The 17040-nt window shown below is 48.9% G+C and carries 10 protein-coding genes; 3 read left to right on the plus strand and 7 right to left on the minus strand.

Translation table 11 applies throughout. The features are described from left to right. Positions 1 to 59: 59 nt before the first annotated feature. Complete coding sequence (locus C943_RS21605; RefSeq protein WP_081610521.1) at positions 60 to 5516, minus strand: HYR domain-containing protein; 5457 nt, start codon at positions 5514 to 5516, stop codon at positions 60 to 62. A 308-nt stretch (positions 5517 to 5824) separates the two neighbouring features. Further along, complete coding sequence (locus C943_RS20750; RefSeq protein ID WP_008631937.1) at positions 5825 to 6448, minus strand: porin family protein; 624 nt, start codon at positions 6446 to 6448, stop codon at positions 5825 to 5827. Between the two features lie 225 nt (positions 6449 to 6673). Here C943_RS20750 and C943_RS21610 point away from each other — a divergent pair, with 225 nt between their 5' ends. Next, positions 6674 to 10210 carry an adenylate/guanylate cyclase domain-containing protein gene (locus tag C943_RS21610; RefSeq protein WP_051069650.1) on the plus strand — a complete coding sequence of 1179 codons (3537 nt, stop codon included), beginning with the start codon at positions 6674 to 6676 and terminating at the stop codon, positions 10208 to 10210. Between the two features lie 267 nt (positions 10211 to 10477). Here C943_RS21610 and C943_RS22595 read toward each other — a convergent pair whose 3' ends face one another. Genes C943_RS22595 through C943_RS22600 form a run of 3 tightly spaced genes read right to left on the minus strand, consistent with a single transcriptional unit; the run spans position 10478 to position 12366 of the window. Continuing rightward, positions 10478 to 11074 (minus strand): collagen-like triple helix repeat-containing protein, encoded by a 597-nt coding sequence (locus C943_RS22595; RefSeq protein ID WP_051069651.1) that lies wholly within the window; start codon positions 11072 to 11074, stop codon positions 10478 to 10480. Between the two features lie 43 nt (positions 11075 to 11117). Then, a complete protein-coding gene (locus C943_RS22445; RefSeq protein ID WP_040481684.1) occupies positions 11118 to 11780 on the minus strand; it encodes a collagen-like protein in 663 nt (220 codons plus the stop codon). Further along, a complete protein-coding gene (locus C943_RS22600) occupies positions 11764 to 12366 on the minus strand; it encodes a phage tail fiber protein (protein WP_008631946.1) in 603 nt (200 codons plus the stop codon). The genes C943_RS22445 and C943_RS22600 overlap by 17 nt, the downstream gene beginning before the upstream one ends. 254 nt (positions 12367 to 12620) lie before the next feature. Between C943_RS22600 and C943_RS20775 the strand changes: the two genes are divergently transcribed. Together C943_RS20775 and C943_RS20780 are read left to right on the plus strand one after the other, a co-directional pair. Beyond that, positions 12621 to 14459: a sensor histidine kinase gene (locus C943_RS20775; RefSeq protein WP_008631948.1), complete on the plus strand. Its 1839-nt coding sequence runs from the start codon at positions 12621 to 12623 to the stop codon at positions 14457 to 14459. Further along, positions 14456 to 15100, plus strand: a complete 645-nt coding sequence (locus tag C943_RS20780) for a response regulator (protein ID WP_008631951.1) — start codon at positions 14456 to 14458, stop codon at positions 15098 to 15100. The genes C943_RS20775 and C943_RS20780 overlap by 4 nt, the downstream gene beginning before the upstream one ends. A gap of 665 nt (positions 15101 to 15765) precedes the next feature. Here the strand turns inward: C943_RS20780 and C943_RS20785 are convergent. Together C943_RS20785 and C943_RS20790 are read right to left on the minus strand one after the other, a co-directional pair. Continuing rightward, positions 15766 to 16029, minus strand: coding sequence for a YtxH domain-containing protein (locus tag C943_RS20785; RefSeq protein WP_008631955.1), 264 nt, complete (start codon positions 16027 to 16029; stop codon positions 15766 to 15768). A gap of 384 nt (positions 16030 to 16413) precedes the next feature. Then, the coding region (locus tag C943_RS20790; protein ID WP_281166966.1) for an FISUMP domain-containing protein at positions 16414 to 17040 on the minus strand (627 nt) is incomplete at its 5' end.

Consider the following 17040-nt stretch of genomic DNA (forward strand, 5'->3'; position numbering starts at 1 on the left):
TTTTCATAAAAAAACCGTCCCGAATTCGGGACGGTTTTAGGGTTATGTAGAACGAGGGATTACTGTTTGATGATGCGGCCCTGGAGCGTTTCGCGGTCCACCTGTACGATGACTTGGTACATGCCCTGTGCGAAGTGGCGCAGGTCGATTCTCCTTGTGAAGCTCAGCTCGTGTTGGCCTTCCTCCTGGTACACCAGCCTGCCAGCCGCGTCGAAGATGCGGATCGACACGTTCGCCCCCTCCGGTATCTGTACCATCAGGTTGGTCTCCTGCATCGCCGGGTTCGGGTAGATCAGCAGGTCCGTTGGCCTGTCGGTCTCCCTGTACAGCGTGATCTGCCTGCTGATGGTCTGTCCCGCCCTGTCGGTGCTGTGTACCGTCACCGTGGTCCTTGCCTCAGGCATGTGGTTGCCCTTCCATACCAGCACGTTGTTTTCCAGGTAAACGTCCGGATGCTCTTCCATGCTGTAGCTGTGGATGTCGTCCGCGGGGTCGACCGTGTGCAGCCCGGTCAGGATCTCCCCTGCCCTCACCTTGTGCGATACCCTGTCCTTGGCGGCGAAGATGTCCACCGGAAGCGGCTTGTTCAGCACCAGTACCGGCAGGCTGATCGCAGGGCCGTTGTCGCCTTCCTCCAGGTATTCCGCCGGCAGGCTGCCCTCCATCTGGTAGAAGCCCGGCTTCAGCGGGTCGAAATCGGATATCGACCACTTGATCTGCTGGGCAAGCTCCATGTCGCTGCCCTCCTCGAAGTAGACGTAGTCGGAGGCGATCTTGGGCAGCGATGTGTTCCATGGCACGGTGACCAGGCTCTCGGAACCCTCGAGTTCCTCCCTGCCATTCTTGGCGGGCTTCCTGCAGCCCACCACCAGCAGCCTGAACTTCATTTTGCCCTTGCCCACGTTGCCCGATGGGTCCTTGGCCTCGAACTCTATCCAGCCGTTCTGTGCCTTCCTGAACACCTTGCCGGGCTCGGGGCACTGGTGCAGCTCGAAGCCGCAGTTGTCGCTGGCAGTAACCCTGTTCCTCAGGTCCGGCATCACGAAGGTATCGCCCCTGCGGATGACCTTTACATAGGGCCGCTGCGGCACCGTTACCTTCGGCTTGGTCTGGTCGACCACCCTGATCGTCACTTCCGTAGAAGCCTTGGTGCCAACGGCGTCCACCGCCGTGAAGGTGATCTTTTGCTCACCGATGTCCTCACAGCTGAAGTCGCATTCGCTCAGCTTCAGCACCACCGGTCCGCAGTTGCTGGCCGTGCCGTCATCCACCATGGCAGTGGTCAGCCTGCCCCTGCCGTTCTTGTTCAATACCACTGTGATCTCCTGTTTGGTTTTTATCTGTATCGTGCAGACAGGGGTTACGGCATCCACCGTCACCACCTGCAAGGCCGTTGCTTCGTTGCCGTTGACGTCGGTAGCGGTCCATTTCACAACCGTCATCCCCACCGGGAACACGGCAGGTGCGTCGTTCACGATCGAGGCTATGCCGCAGTTGTCCGTGGCGACCGCATTGCCCAGGTCTATGGCGGGTGCGTCACCGCCCTCGCCCTCGGATACCGCAATGTTGCCCGGAGCCGTTATCTGCGGTGCCTGCCTGTCGGCCACGGTCACTTTCTGTACCGACGTGGCCGTGTTGCCGTTGGCGTCCGTCACGGTCCATGTCACCGTCGTCATCCCTACCGGGAACTGCTCCGGCGCATCGTTGGAGACGCTGGCCCCCGTACCCGTGAAGGTCGGGCTGCCAAGGGACAGGCCTTCGGCGAAGCAGTCGCCCTCACCGGCGTCGGTCGTGATGTCCGCAGGTGCATTTATCGTCGGAAGCTCCTCGCGGGTCACGTTCACGCGCTGTTGTGCCGTTGCCGTGTTGCCGCTGTTGTCCGTCGCCGTCCAGGTCACTACGGTCAGGCCGAGCGGAAACACGTTCGGGGCGTCGTTTTCGATTTTCTCAATCCCGCAGTTGTCGGATGCCTGAGCCTCGCCGAGGGCTACGCCTGTTGCGCTGTCTTCGTCAGGTCCAACCTGGACCGTGACGTCCGCAGGCGCGGTGACCAAGGGATCCTGTTCGTCGACCACCGTCACGGTCTGTGTTGCGGTGGCAACGTTGCCGTTGTTGTCCGTCACCGTCCATGTAACCGTAGTCTTACCCAAGGGATAGGTTTCGGGCGCATTGTTCGTCACGGAGGCGATGCCGCAGTTGTCCGAAACGGTTGGTTGGCCGAGGGCCACGTCAACAGCGTCACAACTGGTGGTTCCTGTGCTTGTCTGTACGGCAGCCGGAGCGGTGATTGCCGGAAGTTCCCTGTCTGTCACCGTTACCTGCTGGGTTGCGGTGGCGGTGTTGCCGTTGCCGTCGCGGACCGTCCAGGTCACGGTGGTTGTCCCTACCGGGAAGGTCTCGGGCGCATCGTTGCTGATGCCGTCGGCAGGGATATCCTCACCGGTCACGCTCGGCGTGCCGAGGTCAGCCAGGGTTGCGAAGCAGTCTCCTGTATCGGTGTCCGCATTGATGGCCGCAGGTGCCGTGATGGTAGGCAATATCTCACGGGTAACCGTCACGTTCTGTGTGGACGTGGCCGTATTGCCGCTGTTGTCCGTCGCCGTCCAAGTAACGACCGTGGTGCCAATCGGGAATGTCGTCGGAGCGTTGTTCGTAACGGAAGCCACACCGCAGTTGTCGGATGCCTGTGCCTCGCCGAGGGCTACGCCTGTTGCGCTGTCTTCGTCAGGTCCAACCTGGACCGTGACGTCCGCAGGCGCGGTGACCAAGGGATCCTGTTCGTCGACCACCGTCACGGTCTGTGTCGCGGTGGCAACGTTGCCGTTGTTGTCCGTCACCGTCCAGGTGACTGTCGTTGTACCCAATGGATAGGTTTCGGGCGCATTGTTCGTCACGGAGGCGATGCCGCAGTTATCGGAAACGGTTGGTTGGCCGAGCGCCACGTCGACCGCGTCGCAGGAGCTGGTTCCCGTGCTTGTCTGTACGGCAGCCGGAGCGGTGATTGCCGGAAGTTCCCTGTCAGTGACAGTTACCTGCTGGGTTGCGGTGGCGGTGTTGCCGTTGCCGTCGCGGACTGTCCAGGTGACGACCGTCGTGCCAATCGGGAAGGTCTCCGGCGCGTCGTTGCTGATGCCGTCGGCAGGGATGTCCTCTCCCGTCACGCTAGGCGTGCCGAGTTCAGCGAGGGTAGCGAAGCAGTCTCCTGCATCGGTGTCCGCATTGATGGCCGCAGGTGCCGTGATGGTTGGCAATACCTCCCGGGTCACCGTCACGTTCTGTGTGGACGTGGCCGTATTGCCGCTGTTGTCCGTCGCCGTCCAGGTGACCACAGTTGTGCCAATCGGGAATGTCGTCGGAGCGTTGTTCGTGACGGAAGCCACACCGCAGTTGTCGGATGCCTGTGCATCCCCGAGGGATACGCCTGTCGCGTTGTCCGCATCGGGGGCGATCTGGATCGTGACATCAGCAGGTGCGGTGACAGTTGGATCCCGTTCGTCGACAACCGTCACGGTCTGTGTTGCTGTCGCAACGTTGCCGTTGTTGTCCGTTACGGTCCATGTAACCGTGGTCGTACCCAAGGGATAGGTTTCGGGGGCATTGTTCGTTACCGATGCAACCCCGCAGTTGTCCGAAACGGTTGGTTGGCCGAGGGCCACGTCGACCGCGTCACAAGCATTCTCGCGGGTGGAAATGTTCAATGCCGCAGGAGCCGTAATGGTGGGAAGCTCGGTATCGGTCACGGTAACGGTTTGTGTGGCTGTTGCTGTATTGCCGCTATTGTCCGTAACCGTCCAAGTAACGGTCGTCGTACCCAGTGGATATGTCTCGGGCGCATTGTTCGTTACCGATGCTACCCCGCAGTTGTCCGAAACGGTTGGTTGGCCGAGGGCCACGTCGACCGCATCGCAACCATCCTCGCGGGTGGATATGTTCAAGGCCGAAGGAGCCGTAATGGAGGGCGGGACTCTATCCCCTACCGTGATTCGTTGGATAGCTGTTGCCTTAACGCATTCGTCCTCCAGCAAAGTCCAAGTGATAAATGTTGTCCCCAAAGGGAAGCTTGCTGGTGCGTCATTGATGAATGTAAAATCAGAAATATCTGCGCCTATCAACGTAGGCGAGCCGAAATCAACAATAGTCGCGGAACAAGTCCCAATGTCCGTACTGACCATTAATTCATCGGGTGCCTGGAATCTCTGCAATCCTTCATCTTTCAGTTTTTGAACCTCATCAGGCGACAACGCTACATCAAAAACCTTGAACTCGTCAACAGCACCTACCAATGTCTCTGCATTAGCGAGCGAGACTGCACCAGGCGCTGCAACACCAAATTGGAACTCATCGCCTCCAGTCCAAAGATTGCCGATACTTTGGGGAGAACCTTCCTCTAACCCATTCACATAAAGACGCATGGATCCGCCATTCTCTGCAGTTATCGTTACAAAATACCATTCATTTAGTGATGCAATAGTAGTTCCAACCACAGCTTTCGGTGTTCCGTCAAAAGTATAATGAACAAACCTTCCACTTGCATCGGTTCGGATTTGATGACTTGTGCCGAGAAATGGATTCCCTGCAGTCATTAATGATACATTTTGATTGGCTGAAGATGAACCTGTAAATTTCACCCATGCACTCAATGTATATGCGGTGAATGTAGGAGTGGACATTGTTATCGAGCTTCCGCCATCGAACTGATATGCAGCATTGGGCGTGCCAAATCTGTCATTTGTCAATTGCGCCGAATTCACCGTACCGTCAATGTCTCCAATAACATCTTCGGCATTTGTTGTAAATGGATAAAATGCTATCGGGCAAAATTGTGCCGGCGGCGGTGTGGTGCCATTGAAATCCGCCAATACCTCTGCGTCTGAAAGTTGGGTATTGAAAATTTTGACTTCATCAATCGCGCCATTTAAATGACCCGCACCTCCCCCCGCACTTCCGAAGTGAAAATGTGTTCCTCCACTCCAGGGATCACCAGAAATATTGACGGTTGTTCCCTCCAGTTGCCCATTTACATACAATTTCATTTGGCCATTTCCGGTTGCTGAAATCGCAACATGGTACCATTGATCTTGTACAATGGAAGTCGAACCTGGCAAAAAGTACAAATTCCAGGTATATAAATAGTGTAAAAAGGAGCCACCACTCGTCCTCATCTGATGGCTCCAGCCGCCATTCGGTGCGCCCGCATCACCGCCTGGTGCCAAAACTATAACGCTCATGTCGCCCGGGTTACTGCTGTTGAACCTGACCCATGCGATGACGGTGTAAGACGAAAAGGAAGCCGATGGTACCGAAATGAAATCATCCACCCCATCAAAACTGTACGCGCTGTTGGGATTCCCAAAGCGGTCAGTCGTAAGCGTCGCACCGTTAACCGAGCCATTGTTACTCCCTACCGCATCATTGGCGTTGCCGTTGAATGGGTAGTACGCAACCGGTGTTTGTGCATGCGCTAGGGCAATTGCACAAACCATCAGTATGGTTAGAAAATAGCTTAACGTTTTCATTTCGAGTGAATTAAAAATGGAATGTTCAAGTGAAAATTACGCTCGATTGACGAACTACCATAGTTGAAGTTTTTCATGGGTCTAAGGTTTAATGGTGAAAAGATGAAAGACTCGAAAACGAATTTACCCGCGCCTGCCAGCGAAAAAAATACCCCAAAAGTAGTAAAACTGCCTTTATAGCTACATTTAGCTATGTGCCATGAAACCAAAAACCGTCCCGAATCCGGGACGGTTTTTGGGTTATGTAGAACGAGGGATTACTGTTTGATGATGCGGCCCTGGAGCGTTTCGCGATTTCTTTCGAATCACTAAAATGTGTACCCTACTCTTAGTGCCAGGTGGCCTCCGTTTCCCTGATCCCGATTGTCGGAGGCTTGGTTTGTTAGTCCACTACCATAATTCAATCCCATCAAAATCTTTCCGAAATCATAGCCAACCATCAGGTTAAATCCTATGGTCATGGGAGGCTCCTGATTTGTTCCACTCCCGAATTCATAATCAGTTGATGTTTTGTTGCCATTGAAATCGACGGTTCTCTTGCCGGAAAAACCATACATCAGAGAGGGCCCGATACCAACAAATACCCCCGTTTCCTGCTCACTATGATACACAAGTTGGACTGGAATTTCGAGGTAATTGATCGACATTGTCGTAATGGTAATATCTCCATTGGTAAGGTCTTCCAATTCTTCACCCCAACGTTTATTCAGATAATTGACGGAAGGCTGAATCGTGAAATTTTTCGAAAGCGACACGTTGTAAAAAGCTCCAAATGTGAAGCCGATCGTTCCCCCCAGTTTGTCAAGCCCATCGGCAGAATCAAAGGCCTCGCCCAATGTAGCTACCGGACCGACATGAATCCCGAATTGGGAATAAGCAGGGGCGACCTGGAACCCGACAGCAACTAAAACAATCAAAATAACTTTCTTCATGTTGATTATGGTTTGATTGGATGCTAAACTAGGCACTGAGTACGCCAATCAAAATACCCCAAAAGTAGTATAATTGGCCTTGTAGCTAGAATTAGCCAATTACTGCTAGCGATATTATCGATTGTAGACCTTATGTTTAAGAGTATTTTGTTGATCGGGTGCGGTCGAATCTGATACGTGTTTCCATCTTCTACTTGAGTTAGGCTCAAAAAATTCTTTAAACCCATGAGATACCCTGCTCGATACCTTACGATAACGTTCGTTTTTCTACTTGTCTATTGTACAAAACCATCAGAGACCACGACTAAAAAAAGTGATGCCGAAAGCCTCGAACAAAAGCCTCCGCGGATAACCCGCTTGGTAGACCTTCCCGATTCGCTCCAACCAAAGACTATATGGCTCAGCCAGTATCAAGCACCGAGAATCATCCCAGTCCCGAAAAGAAAAGGGGAATACGTTTACAGTCGGATCAATATAGCAGGTGAAAACCAAGTTATCGAAGTGGAACCACCCCAAGTGTACCAGTTTGAAGTCCTGAAAAACGAGGACGGCGAAGTGGTAAAAAACAAGGAAGGAAAACCTTATGTAATCGGCAAAGGAGGGAAAAGCCAATTCACAAGTTTCACTTCCGAAGATGGCTTGACGGCTGACGCCATCATCAGCATGCTGATTGACAGGCGGGGAGAGCTTTGGATTGGCACCTATGGCGGCGGAGTGAGCAAATTTGATGGCAGAAAATTCACAAACTACAAAACTGACCACGGCCTGCCAAATGAAGTGATTTCCAAGATTTTTGAAGACCGCGAAGGCAATCTCTGGTTTGCCTCCAACAACGGAGGAGTAAGCAAATTCGATGGAAAAAGGTTTTCAAAGTTGCGGAGTTTTGAAGGGATGCCCTCCAATATAGTATGGAGTATCGATGAGGATGACAATGGCAACATGTGGTTTGGGACATACGATGCCGGCATTACTAAGTATGATGGCCAGACTTTCAGCAACCTGAATTCGGATGACGGCCTTGCAGGTGATTTTATTTTGGGCACCGAAAGGGATAATTTGGGAAACATGTGGTTTGGCGGTGTGGGAGGAGTCACCAAAATCTCCGACGATAAGCTCACAAATTTCTCTATCGATGACGGACTCCCTTCCAATGCCGTGCTTTCCATTTTCCAAAAAAAGGACAGCAGCCTTTGGTTTGGCACTGCCGAAGGCTTGGCGACGTACGATGGAAGTACGTTCCAAAACTTCAACGTGGCTGATGGGCTGGCAGATAACGCGGTCTGGAATATAAAAGAAGACGGAAATGGCCATTTATGGCTGGCAACTTTTTTTGGTCTCAGCCATTTCGACGGAACAAAATTCACCTCCTACACCAAAGCCGCCGGATTGTTGGAAAACGGGACGCGGGATGTTTCAATCGGAAAAGATGGGACTGTTTGGGTCGGTACTGAAGAAGCGGGATTGAGTAAGTTTTCTGGAGAAGCATTTACCAATTTCACAAAAGAACATGGACTGAAAAACACAGCTGTCATTAACGACATCTTCCAAGATCGGGACGGGAATATTTGGTTTGCCTCATTGATGGGCTTGCATAAGCATGACGGTTTTGGATTCACGATGTACAGCAGAAATCATGGAGGGCTATTGGAAAACTCGATCGAGTGCAGCTATCAGGACAACAACGGGTACCTGTGGTTTGTTGGCGCAAAAGGGATGACCAAGTTCGATGGCAAGTCATTCATACATTATGGTCTGGCGCAAGGACTTCCGGACGAAAAAGTAGTAGATATTCTCCAGGATAAGGATGGCATTTTTTGGTTGGCTTTTGAGACAGGAATTGCACAATTTGATGGCAAATCTCTGACACAGTACAATGCTGATAATGGTCTTTCGGTAGATATCAAGGAGATTTTCATTGACAGCTTTGGAAATTTTTGGATCATATCGGCTTATGGCTTGACGCTTTTTGAAAATGGGGTATTTGTACATTATGGGCGAGAACAAGGTCTCGAAGGGATAGTCACCGACATTTTACAGGACGAAAAAGGAAACCTTTGGCTCGGCACCTATCGAGGCATCGCGTTTGTCGATTCGAAACAGCTCGGTGCGCTTAGCACCAACCTTGAAAAAAAGCTAGACTTCAAAATCATAGACCAAAGCCATGGCTTGGTGGATCGCTACGCCTATCAGCTCTTGTTTTTACCCGAGGGAAAATTGGCCGTTGGCTCGCCCAGGGGCATCCAAATTTTCGACGTGCCCGATTTGGGTTCGGATGGTTTTTCAAAAGTCAGTTCAAGCGAATGGTACCATACCAGCACCGGATTTCCCGTGAAAGACATAAACCCAATCGGAAAAACCACGATGTTTTTGGATCGGGATGGAATCATCTGGGCCGCAACGGAAAGCGGCAATACGGGCCTCGTGCGGTTTGATTACAAGAAAGTAAACAAAAACAAAACCACACCGCAGCTACGATTAAAGGACATCAGGCTGAACGAAGCCCCTGTTTCCTGGCAAACCATTATTGACTACCCCTTGGTCATCGAGCCCAAGGACACAGCCAACACCGTTCCCGCCCATGTGGAAGAAATGCTGAAATACGGGAAAAAGCTGAACGACTCAGAACGGGATTCCTTGGCCAGTCATTTCAAGGGCGTCACTTTGGCGGAGGTGTCCCCTTTTGACTTGATCCCACAAGAACTTGTCCTACCCTATCGCTTCAACAGGGTGACGTTTGAATTTGGTACCGATGAACTGACCAATCCTGATTTGATCGAATACCAATACTTTTTGGAAGACTATGACAAGGATTGGAGTCCCGTAACCAAAGAGTCGAAAGTGACATTTGGCAACATCCGTGAAGGAAGCTATACTTTCCAAATCAGGGCGCGGTTTACGGGAGTGAGCGAAGAAGGTGCCGATGCATGGACAGCGCCGCTGGAATTTACTTTCAAGGTTTTACCACCTTGGTACAGGACTTGGTGGGCCTATTTGGGATATGCCCTGATATTCTTCGCAATATTCCGCTATTACATCAAACAACGGGAATGGGCATTGAGAAAACGCCAAGAGGAATTGGAGGAAACCGTTTCCATCAGAACCGCCGAACTTCGGGCGGAAAAGAAGAAATCCGATGACCTTTTGCTCAATATTCTCCCTGAGGAAGTAGCGGAGGAACTGAAGGCCAAAGGCAATGCGGACGCACAGTTGATCGATGAAGTGACGGTACTATTTACAGATTTCAAAGGCTTCACCCAACTCTCAGAGAAGCTGAGTCCAAAAGAACTGGTTGCCGAAATCAACGAGTGTTTCTCTGCTTTTGACTTGATCATGGAGAAGTATGGGATTGAAAAGATCAAGACGATCGGTGACGCCTATATGGCTGCCGGCGGCTTGCCTACACCCAATCAGACCCATGCGATTGATGTGGTAAAGGCCGCCTTGGACATTCAGGAATTTATGAAAAAGCACAAGGAAGTCAGGGAAGCACGGGGTGATCTGTTTTTTGAAATCAGGATTGGCATCCATACGGGCCCTGTGGTGGCGGGCATTGTGGGCGTAAAGAAGTTCCAGTATGATATCTGGGGTGATACTGTCAACACGGCAAGTCGGATGGAGAGCAGTGGTGAAATCGGAAAAGTCAATATCTCTGGCACCACTTACGAGCTGGTAAAAGACCGAACAGAATGCTTCTATCGTGGCAAAATCTCAGCCAAAGGCAAGGGCGATATCGATATGTACTTTGTGGAAGGTGTGGATTGAAGAGATTGAAAACTCCTGAATGAATCTAAGATTTGGATACTGAAAAAGAAGAGAAAATCAAATGTCCTAAACCCGTTCCCATTTCATTTAGGGATCGATGTCAAGGTTTTTTGAATGTTTATCGGCACTCATTCTACTTGAAAATCTAGAGAAAACAAAAACCCCAGAACCAGCCGCTTGGACTGACTCTGGGGTTTTCATATTCTGTGTTTTGTTCGGGTAAGGGGTATTCTCTTCCCACAAAGGGATGTTTGATCTACTGTATTGTCAGGGTTCGATTCCGAGGTATTTGCAGACAGCTTCATAATCCTCCAAATCCACGGGGAGATGTATTCGGGAGGATTTTCCGCCTTTGATAACGATATACCGCATCTGTGAATTTGGAAATGCAGACAATACCGATAAAGTATTTATTGGAATCGCATGAAATGCATAGATATTTCCCACTATTACCAAATAATCTATCCTAAACGAAATCTCAGTGGTATTCGGATTAAAAAAGGTTGATGGAAGTCTGTTTACAATGCCAGTTTGAGAAGTGCGGAAATATACCATGACCAAGTCCTCGTTGATGGTCCTTTCTGTAATGTTAGGAGCCGGTATCGTATCATGGGTAGTTTTGTTACTGAACTCTGTCCAAGTATTGGTCACCCAAGCCGAAGCAAAAACATTGGATATTCCAGGTGCACCAGGATCCCCAGCCGGTCCCGCAGGACCTGTCTGACCTGCTGTTCCTTGTGGTCCTGCCGGACCTGCGGCACCTCTTGGACCTTCCGGACCCGCACATGAAACAATAAGGAATAAAAAAATCAAAACTCCTGAAGTTTGGAGGTACTGCCTATGTTTTTTGATATAATCTTTCATGATATCATGGATTAACATTATTGATCAAAATGCCAAAATTTAATTACGGGTTTATCCCAAAATATGAGCAAACAGCCTTATAATCATTTAAGTCCGGAAAATTCATCCTACCTGCAGGATTGACTCCTGGAATAACCATATACCGGACCTGACTGAAAGGAATGGTGGTAATTGCATCGACTATCCCTCCATTCCTGGAAGGACCATGGAAGAGTATCAAATTCTCTTTTATCGATTTACTTTCTAAAGTGAAAATCCAGTTACCATTCTGGTAGATTTGTACAGGATAAATTTTTGCCCAAGGGATAGTTGAATTATCCCTATAGTAAGCCACCACCACGCCCCTGTTCAATATCTCTTCCGTAATCTGAGGCGCCGGAATGGTATCCCAGACATAATTGTCTGGCATCCTCGTCCAAGTATTGGTGATCCAATTGGAAAAGAACACATTTTCTGTTCCTGTTTCCCCTTGAATACCATTAGGCCCTTTAGTTCCTGCAGGACCCTGTGCTCCAGCAACACCTTGTGGTCCAGCTGGTCCTATTGCCCCTGCGGGGCCTTCAGGACCTTCGCACGCAATGGAAAGACTGATAATCGCCAATCCTCCGAGGAATATTTTTAACGTCGTTTTAGGTATATTTAAGTATCTCATATCCAGATAATTATAAATTAATTTTTGAACAATTGACTTAAGGATTGATGCCAAGAATCTCACAGACAGAAAGATAGTCGGAGGTATCCCCGAGGCCTATCCTTCCAAAAAGGGCCGCCGGTATGATAATATATCTTAACTGTGCCTCAGGAAAAAGATTATCCGCCCCCAATAAATCAGGGTGCGTGGACCTAGAATGCACGATGATAACCGAACCTAATCTGATGGATGCGGTTAAGTTGAAAATGATCTGATTTCCGGAAAATACCAATCTTGGAAATTCATTGATATCCGTAGAAGTCGGCGTGTCTTTCATATAAGTCAGAACCATGTCATTGTTGATCACCTGTTGTGTAATGGCGGGGGCGGCAATAGTCACGCTTACAGAATTGTCAGCAGCCCTTACCCATGTGGCGTTTACCCAATTGCTGTAGATTACATTTGCTATACCTGTGGGACCTTGCGGACCTTGGGTGCCCGTTGGGCCCTGTGCACCTGCGGGCCCCTGTGCACCTGCAGGGCCTTGTGCACCCGCAGGACCTGCCGGACCCTCAGGTCCCTCGCAGGAAACATGCATCAACAAAACCAGCGACAGGGCCAGTGTTGAGAAAATACGCGACTTGAAAATGGATGAATTCATAATTTCCAGTTTAATAGTTAAGCTCTAGTCCATTAGAGGATATCGTTTCGTTAAATTTCCGGAAACGGCCTATCGAAAAAAATACCCCAAAAGCAGTATAATTTCGTGATTCGGAAAGTTTTTTATGCTGAAACGTTCAAAAATTGACCTATAGCAGCCGTGTGGGCTCACTTGTCAGAAAATAGGGAGTAATTGCTGATCGGTTTTGGGCATTTGTTTCGTTTTATTACTTTCAACCGCGCTAATCACCAAATATGTCTTTCCCAAAAATTGGATACCAGATCAGTCTTCTGTTATGCCTTTCCGTTTACCTGTTCTCCTGCGCGGGAAGAAAAAGTGAATCCCCATCTTTTGCAGTGTTGGAAGATGCGAATTATACAGCCCTTGAAGTCTGGGAAAAATTCAAGGATCAAGCCTTGGAAAGAAACGGTCTTTTCAATGCCGGCATCACTCCGCACATCTGGTGGATGAAGTTGGAATTGAAGCCTACCGACAAAGCGGAAGATCGCCATTATCTCAAGCTCCACAATCCCCACATCAACAAGCTGGAAGTGTATCTGTCCGGTTCGGAGCATCCCCAATGGGTCATGGGAGACAATCTTCCCTTCGACCAACGGCCATACTGGGACAGGGACTTGATCATTCCATTAATCTTGAAAGACGGCGAATCCATTTCAATGCTTCTGAGGGTCGACAAAGCGGGAGAAACACTCATGGTCGAACCGCAATTGATGAGCGAAAGCAGATTCTTGGAAAAGAACAAGTTGGAAACACTTTTCATGGGACTGATTATCGGCTGGATGGGCGTGATCTTTATCGCGGCTTGCTTTTATGCCTGGAAACTCCGAGAGCGAAGTGCCATCATCTACGCGTTATACATCGTCTCGCTCACCGTATGGCTGGGAAGCCACTGGGGATTGGGTTTCCAATACCTCTGGCCCAATAGCATCAACTGGGTGGACAAATCCCGTCCCACCTTCAATCTCCTGACCAATGCCTTGTTCCTGTTTTTGATGCTCAGTTTTTTCCCTCCCTTGAAGAAAAACAGCAAACTTACTTATGGTATTTATGTGTTCATCGCCATTCATGTTTACTTGATCATTGACTTGTTCATTCGTCCATTGGCCAACATACCGATGGAAAGCAAAATGGTTTTTCTGCGCTTGATTATTGTGTTTTCCATCTTCTTGACTTTTCTGATCATCCTGTATCTCGTGCGGCAAATCCGCGCCGGTGTCCCTTATGCTGGCTATTATCTGGCAGGTATTTTCGTACTGATCGGGTTCAATGTCCTGATACAGCTTCACCAATCGGGTATTTCATTGGGCATGACCAGTTTTGTATTTGACTTTGGCAGCTCAATAGGGATGCTCGGAGAAACGGTTTTCATTACCGTAGCTTTTGCCAGCAGGGCTGCTAATTACAAGCGCGAAAAAGAGCTTCTCGACCTGCAATTGGCCCAGCAAGAAAAGGGAAAAGCAGAACGCCTGATCCAGGTCCAGGAAGAGGAAAGAAACCGCATTGCGCGGGATCTCCATGACAGCATTGGGGGAATGCTGTCCAGTATTTATCTCAAAGCAAGTCAAATTGAAGAAAATGCCGCCGAACCAAAACTGACCCGGGAACTCAAGGAAATGGTATCCAGAAGCATTGAGGAAGCGCGGAGTATCAGCCACAACCTGACCCCACTCCACCTCGAGGAACAGGGTCTCGGGAAGACGCTGAAAAATCAAATAGACCTCATTGGCAAACAACACCACCTTAAAATCAATTTCACCTTTGATGTCGGTCACAGGTTGGAACCTGCCACATCCTTGATCGTTTATAGGATTTGCGGAGAGCTTTTACAAAATATCACCAAACATGCACGGGCATCCGAAGTGATGGTTTCCCTGAACTCGGATACCTCTGGACTTGAAATTATTGTGGAAGACGATGGAAAAGGCATGAATCCCGATAGCTCCAAAAATGGAATTGGACTAAGAAATATCCGTGAACGGGTAAGCTATCTAAAGGGAAATTTGCATATTGACTCCAACCCAAGTGGCACCACGGTAATCATCACCATACCCTTGCCAGAATTACCAAAATGAGTAAGAAAAAACTGAAGTTAATTCACATAGATGATCATGTGCTTTTTGTACAGGGCATTTACTCCCTCTTGCAAAATGAAGTAAACATCCAATGGGCGGGCAGTGGGGAGAATATCTCTGACGCACTATCCATGATCAAAACGTATAAACCCGAGATCGTGCTCTTGGACTACTTTCTCCCGGATGGCAATGGAATTGCCGCCATCAAGCAGATTCTCAGCGCGCGCCCCAAAACCATCATCCTGATGCTGACCATGGAAAACAGTGCAGAGGTGATGGAAAAATGCAAGGCTGCGGGCGTGATGGCATTTTTACCCAAATCAATTGACAAAAAGCAGTTGCTCGATGCGATATGGAATGCGGCTGCGGGCATAGGCACTTTCCCACAACTGGAAAGTAGGCAGCCTGCCATGGATAGCGACGCGGAAAAGATCCAGTCATTGAGCAAAAGAGAGAAGGAAATCGGCTATTTGATTGCAAAAGGGCTTTCGTCGGTGGAGATATCCGAAAAACTATTTTTGAGCCTACTGACAGTAAACACCCACCGAAGGAATCTTCGCAAAAAACTCAATCTCAGCAATACCGCCCAATTGACCTCCCTTATCAGCAAATACAGCAGAAAAGACCTCGGCTTGGAATAGACCGGCAGGGCTAGCGTTCAGTGGGCACTCTCAGGAGGCAGTGGCAGTTTGCTTTAGCAGGAAAAAAACCATTTGTGCATTCGTGGATATGCGATGCTCGAAAAAGGCCTAAAGACCAGTAATCTGGCAGTTAGCAGTGAAAGTTTGTGATTGATATTCTTCGCGGCTTAGCCTCTTGGTGAGCATTATTTTTTTTCTCCGGATTTTATACCTTTCTTTTCTCAGCGAGAGCCAATTCCAATATTCCCCTACACCAAAGTCCTAGCATCCTAGTATCAAAGTAGATGATGTCCTGATGATAACCTGGGAATGATCCTACCATGACTCGATGGTCAGGAGACACTTCTCCAGTCCATGCCCAGTCTAACTCCAGTCCAAGTCCAGTCCAGCTCCAATTGGAAACTGTGCATACAATGTCCCAACACACTTCGAAGCCTGCGTCAATTGCCTTTCCCCACCATGGTACGTGTTCTCACAGACCATCCTCTCCCAATCTTGGATCGTCGAGTGAAATCCTGCATTCGGAAACACAGGATAACGTGGCATTTTCCATTCTTGGCGTCTTGGCGTGAAACCATTCTCTTCCGCGTTCTCCTCACCTTCGCGTTCTTTGCGGGCACCATTCTTTCCCTTAGATCAAAAAAAAAGGCCTATCGGCCCTTTTCTTAGTTTTTGCTGGTGACTTTGTCGACCTCAGCTTTGGCCTTTCTGGCCAATTTGTCCACTTCATCGCTGACGTTGGAGACCTTTTTAGTGAGGTTGTCGATATAGCCGTTGAGCTTGCCCGTCACTTCATCATAGTATTCGCCACCTTTCTTCGCGATTTTTTTGCGGGTGTTTTCCCCCTTGTCGGGAGCAATCAAAATACCTATTTGGATGCCGACCACGGCGCCTACCAATGCGCCTAAGAGAAATTTTGTTGAGTTCATATCTGAAAGATTTTAAGGTTTAACAACTATTGGATTCCGTTTTTATTGGATAAGTTAAATTTAAACATTCTTGGATTCAAAAAAAACGCTTCTACATTTTGTTACGGAATTAGGCAGGTTCTGTTCTTGTAATTGGGAAAAAGATTCTCTGAAAGGGCTGGATTTTGCTTGTCTTTTGGTACTTACTTCAATTGTTCATCAAGAAAAAAGCAAGGCCCCAAGAACCTATGGGTCCCCGTTTTTTTAAACAACGATCTATCAATTACTATCGATTCAAGCATATCCTAATTCAAAATGGCGTATCCAAGCCAATCGCCCCGCAATGCTTTCATTTTGCAGTTTCACGTTGCAGATGCTTGTTCTTTTTGGCCTTTTGCATTTGAATTATTCTTCGATACATCGGCACGGTAGAGACAAAAAATCTGTAGGAATTCTATTGATAAATAACTTTGAATTGTCAAAAGAAAGCCCTGCATAATAGTTGAGTCTATCGCCTTCATCAGAAACCCCCTCTAGGGTCGAAGACCAGAAATCCGAATATGAGTAAATATTATAGAATCTACCATCCCTGTTGTCTCTCAATCCGGCAGGTAATGCAGAAAACCCCGTCTCATTGGTCGCACCGATATTTGGGGGATACCAGCCGTTAACTGATTTTAATTTGCCACCTGCCACATCTTCGCCTCCAAGAAAATCTCTTAATTGATACCAGTCATCCACGGTTGGCAAACGCCAGCCTTGGGGACACGCATTATTCCCTGATTCCCAACTGTACAACCGTCCATAAAGCTCACAGTAGTCAAGAATTTCGCCCCAACACCAACTTTCCTCCATTACGTAATTCAGATTCTCTGCAAACCAAACCTGATTCCCTATCCTAACAATTTTGTAAACGTGCCCATCACGAGGGTCAGTAAAGGTGTCTCCTATCTCACAAACTGGTATCAAATCGTAGTCTTCCGAAAATGATATAGGCGTTCCAAGCCCTTTTTGTATAATGGAAAACGTGAC

The organism is Mariniradius saccharolyticus AK6 (assembly GCF_000330725.2).
GTDB classification, from domain to species: domain Bacteria; phylum Bacteroidota; class Bacteroidia; order Cytophagales; family Cyclobacteriaceae; genus Mariniradius; species Mariniradius saccharolyticus.

What these genes read in the sequence shown, in the direction of transcription:
- C943_RS21605 (WP_081610521.1), bottom strand. Translation starts at nt 5,516, where the DNA reads ATGAAAACGTTAAGCTATTTTCTAACCATACTGATGGTTTGTGCAATT.
- C943_RS20750 (WP_008631937.1), bottom strand. Translation starts at nt 6,448, where the DNA reads ATGAAGAAAGTTATTTTGATTGTTTTAGTTGCTGTCGGGTTCCAGGTC.
- C943_RS21610 (WP_051069650.1), top strand. Translation starts at nt 6,674, where the DNA reads ATGAGATACCCTGCTCGATACCTTACGATAACGTTCGTTTTTCTACTT.
- C943_RS22595 (WP_051069651.1), bottom strand. Translation starts at nt 11,074, where the DNA reads ATGAAAGATTATATCAAAAAACATAGGCAGTACCTCCAAACTTCAGGA.
- C943_RS22600 (WP_008631946.1), bottom strand. Translation starts at nt 12,366, where the DNA reads ATGAATTCATCCATTTTCAAGTCGCGTATTTTCTCAACACTGGCCCTG.
- C943_RS20775 (WP_008631948.1), top strand. Translation starts at nt 12,621, where the DNA reads ATGTCTTTCCCAAAAATTGGATACCAGATCAGTCTTCTGTTATGCCTT.
- C943_RS20780 (WP_008631951.1), top strand. Translation starts at nt 14,456, where the DNA reads ATGAGTAAGAAAAAACTGAAGTTAATTCACATAGATGATCATGTGCTT.
- C943_RS20785 (WP_008631955.1), bottom strand. Translation starts at nt 16,029, where the DNA reads ATGAACTCAACAAAATTTCTCTTAGGCGCATTGGTAGGCGCCGTGGTC.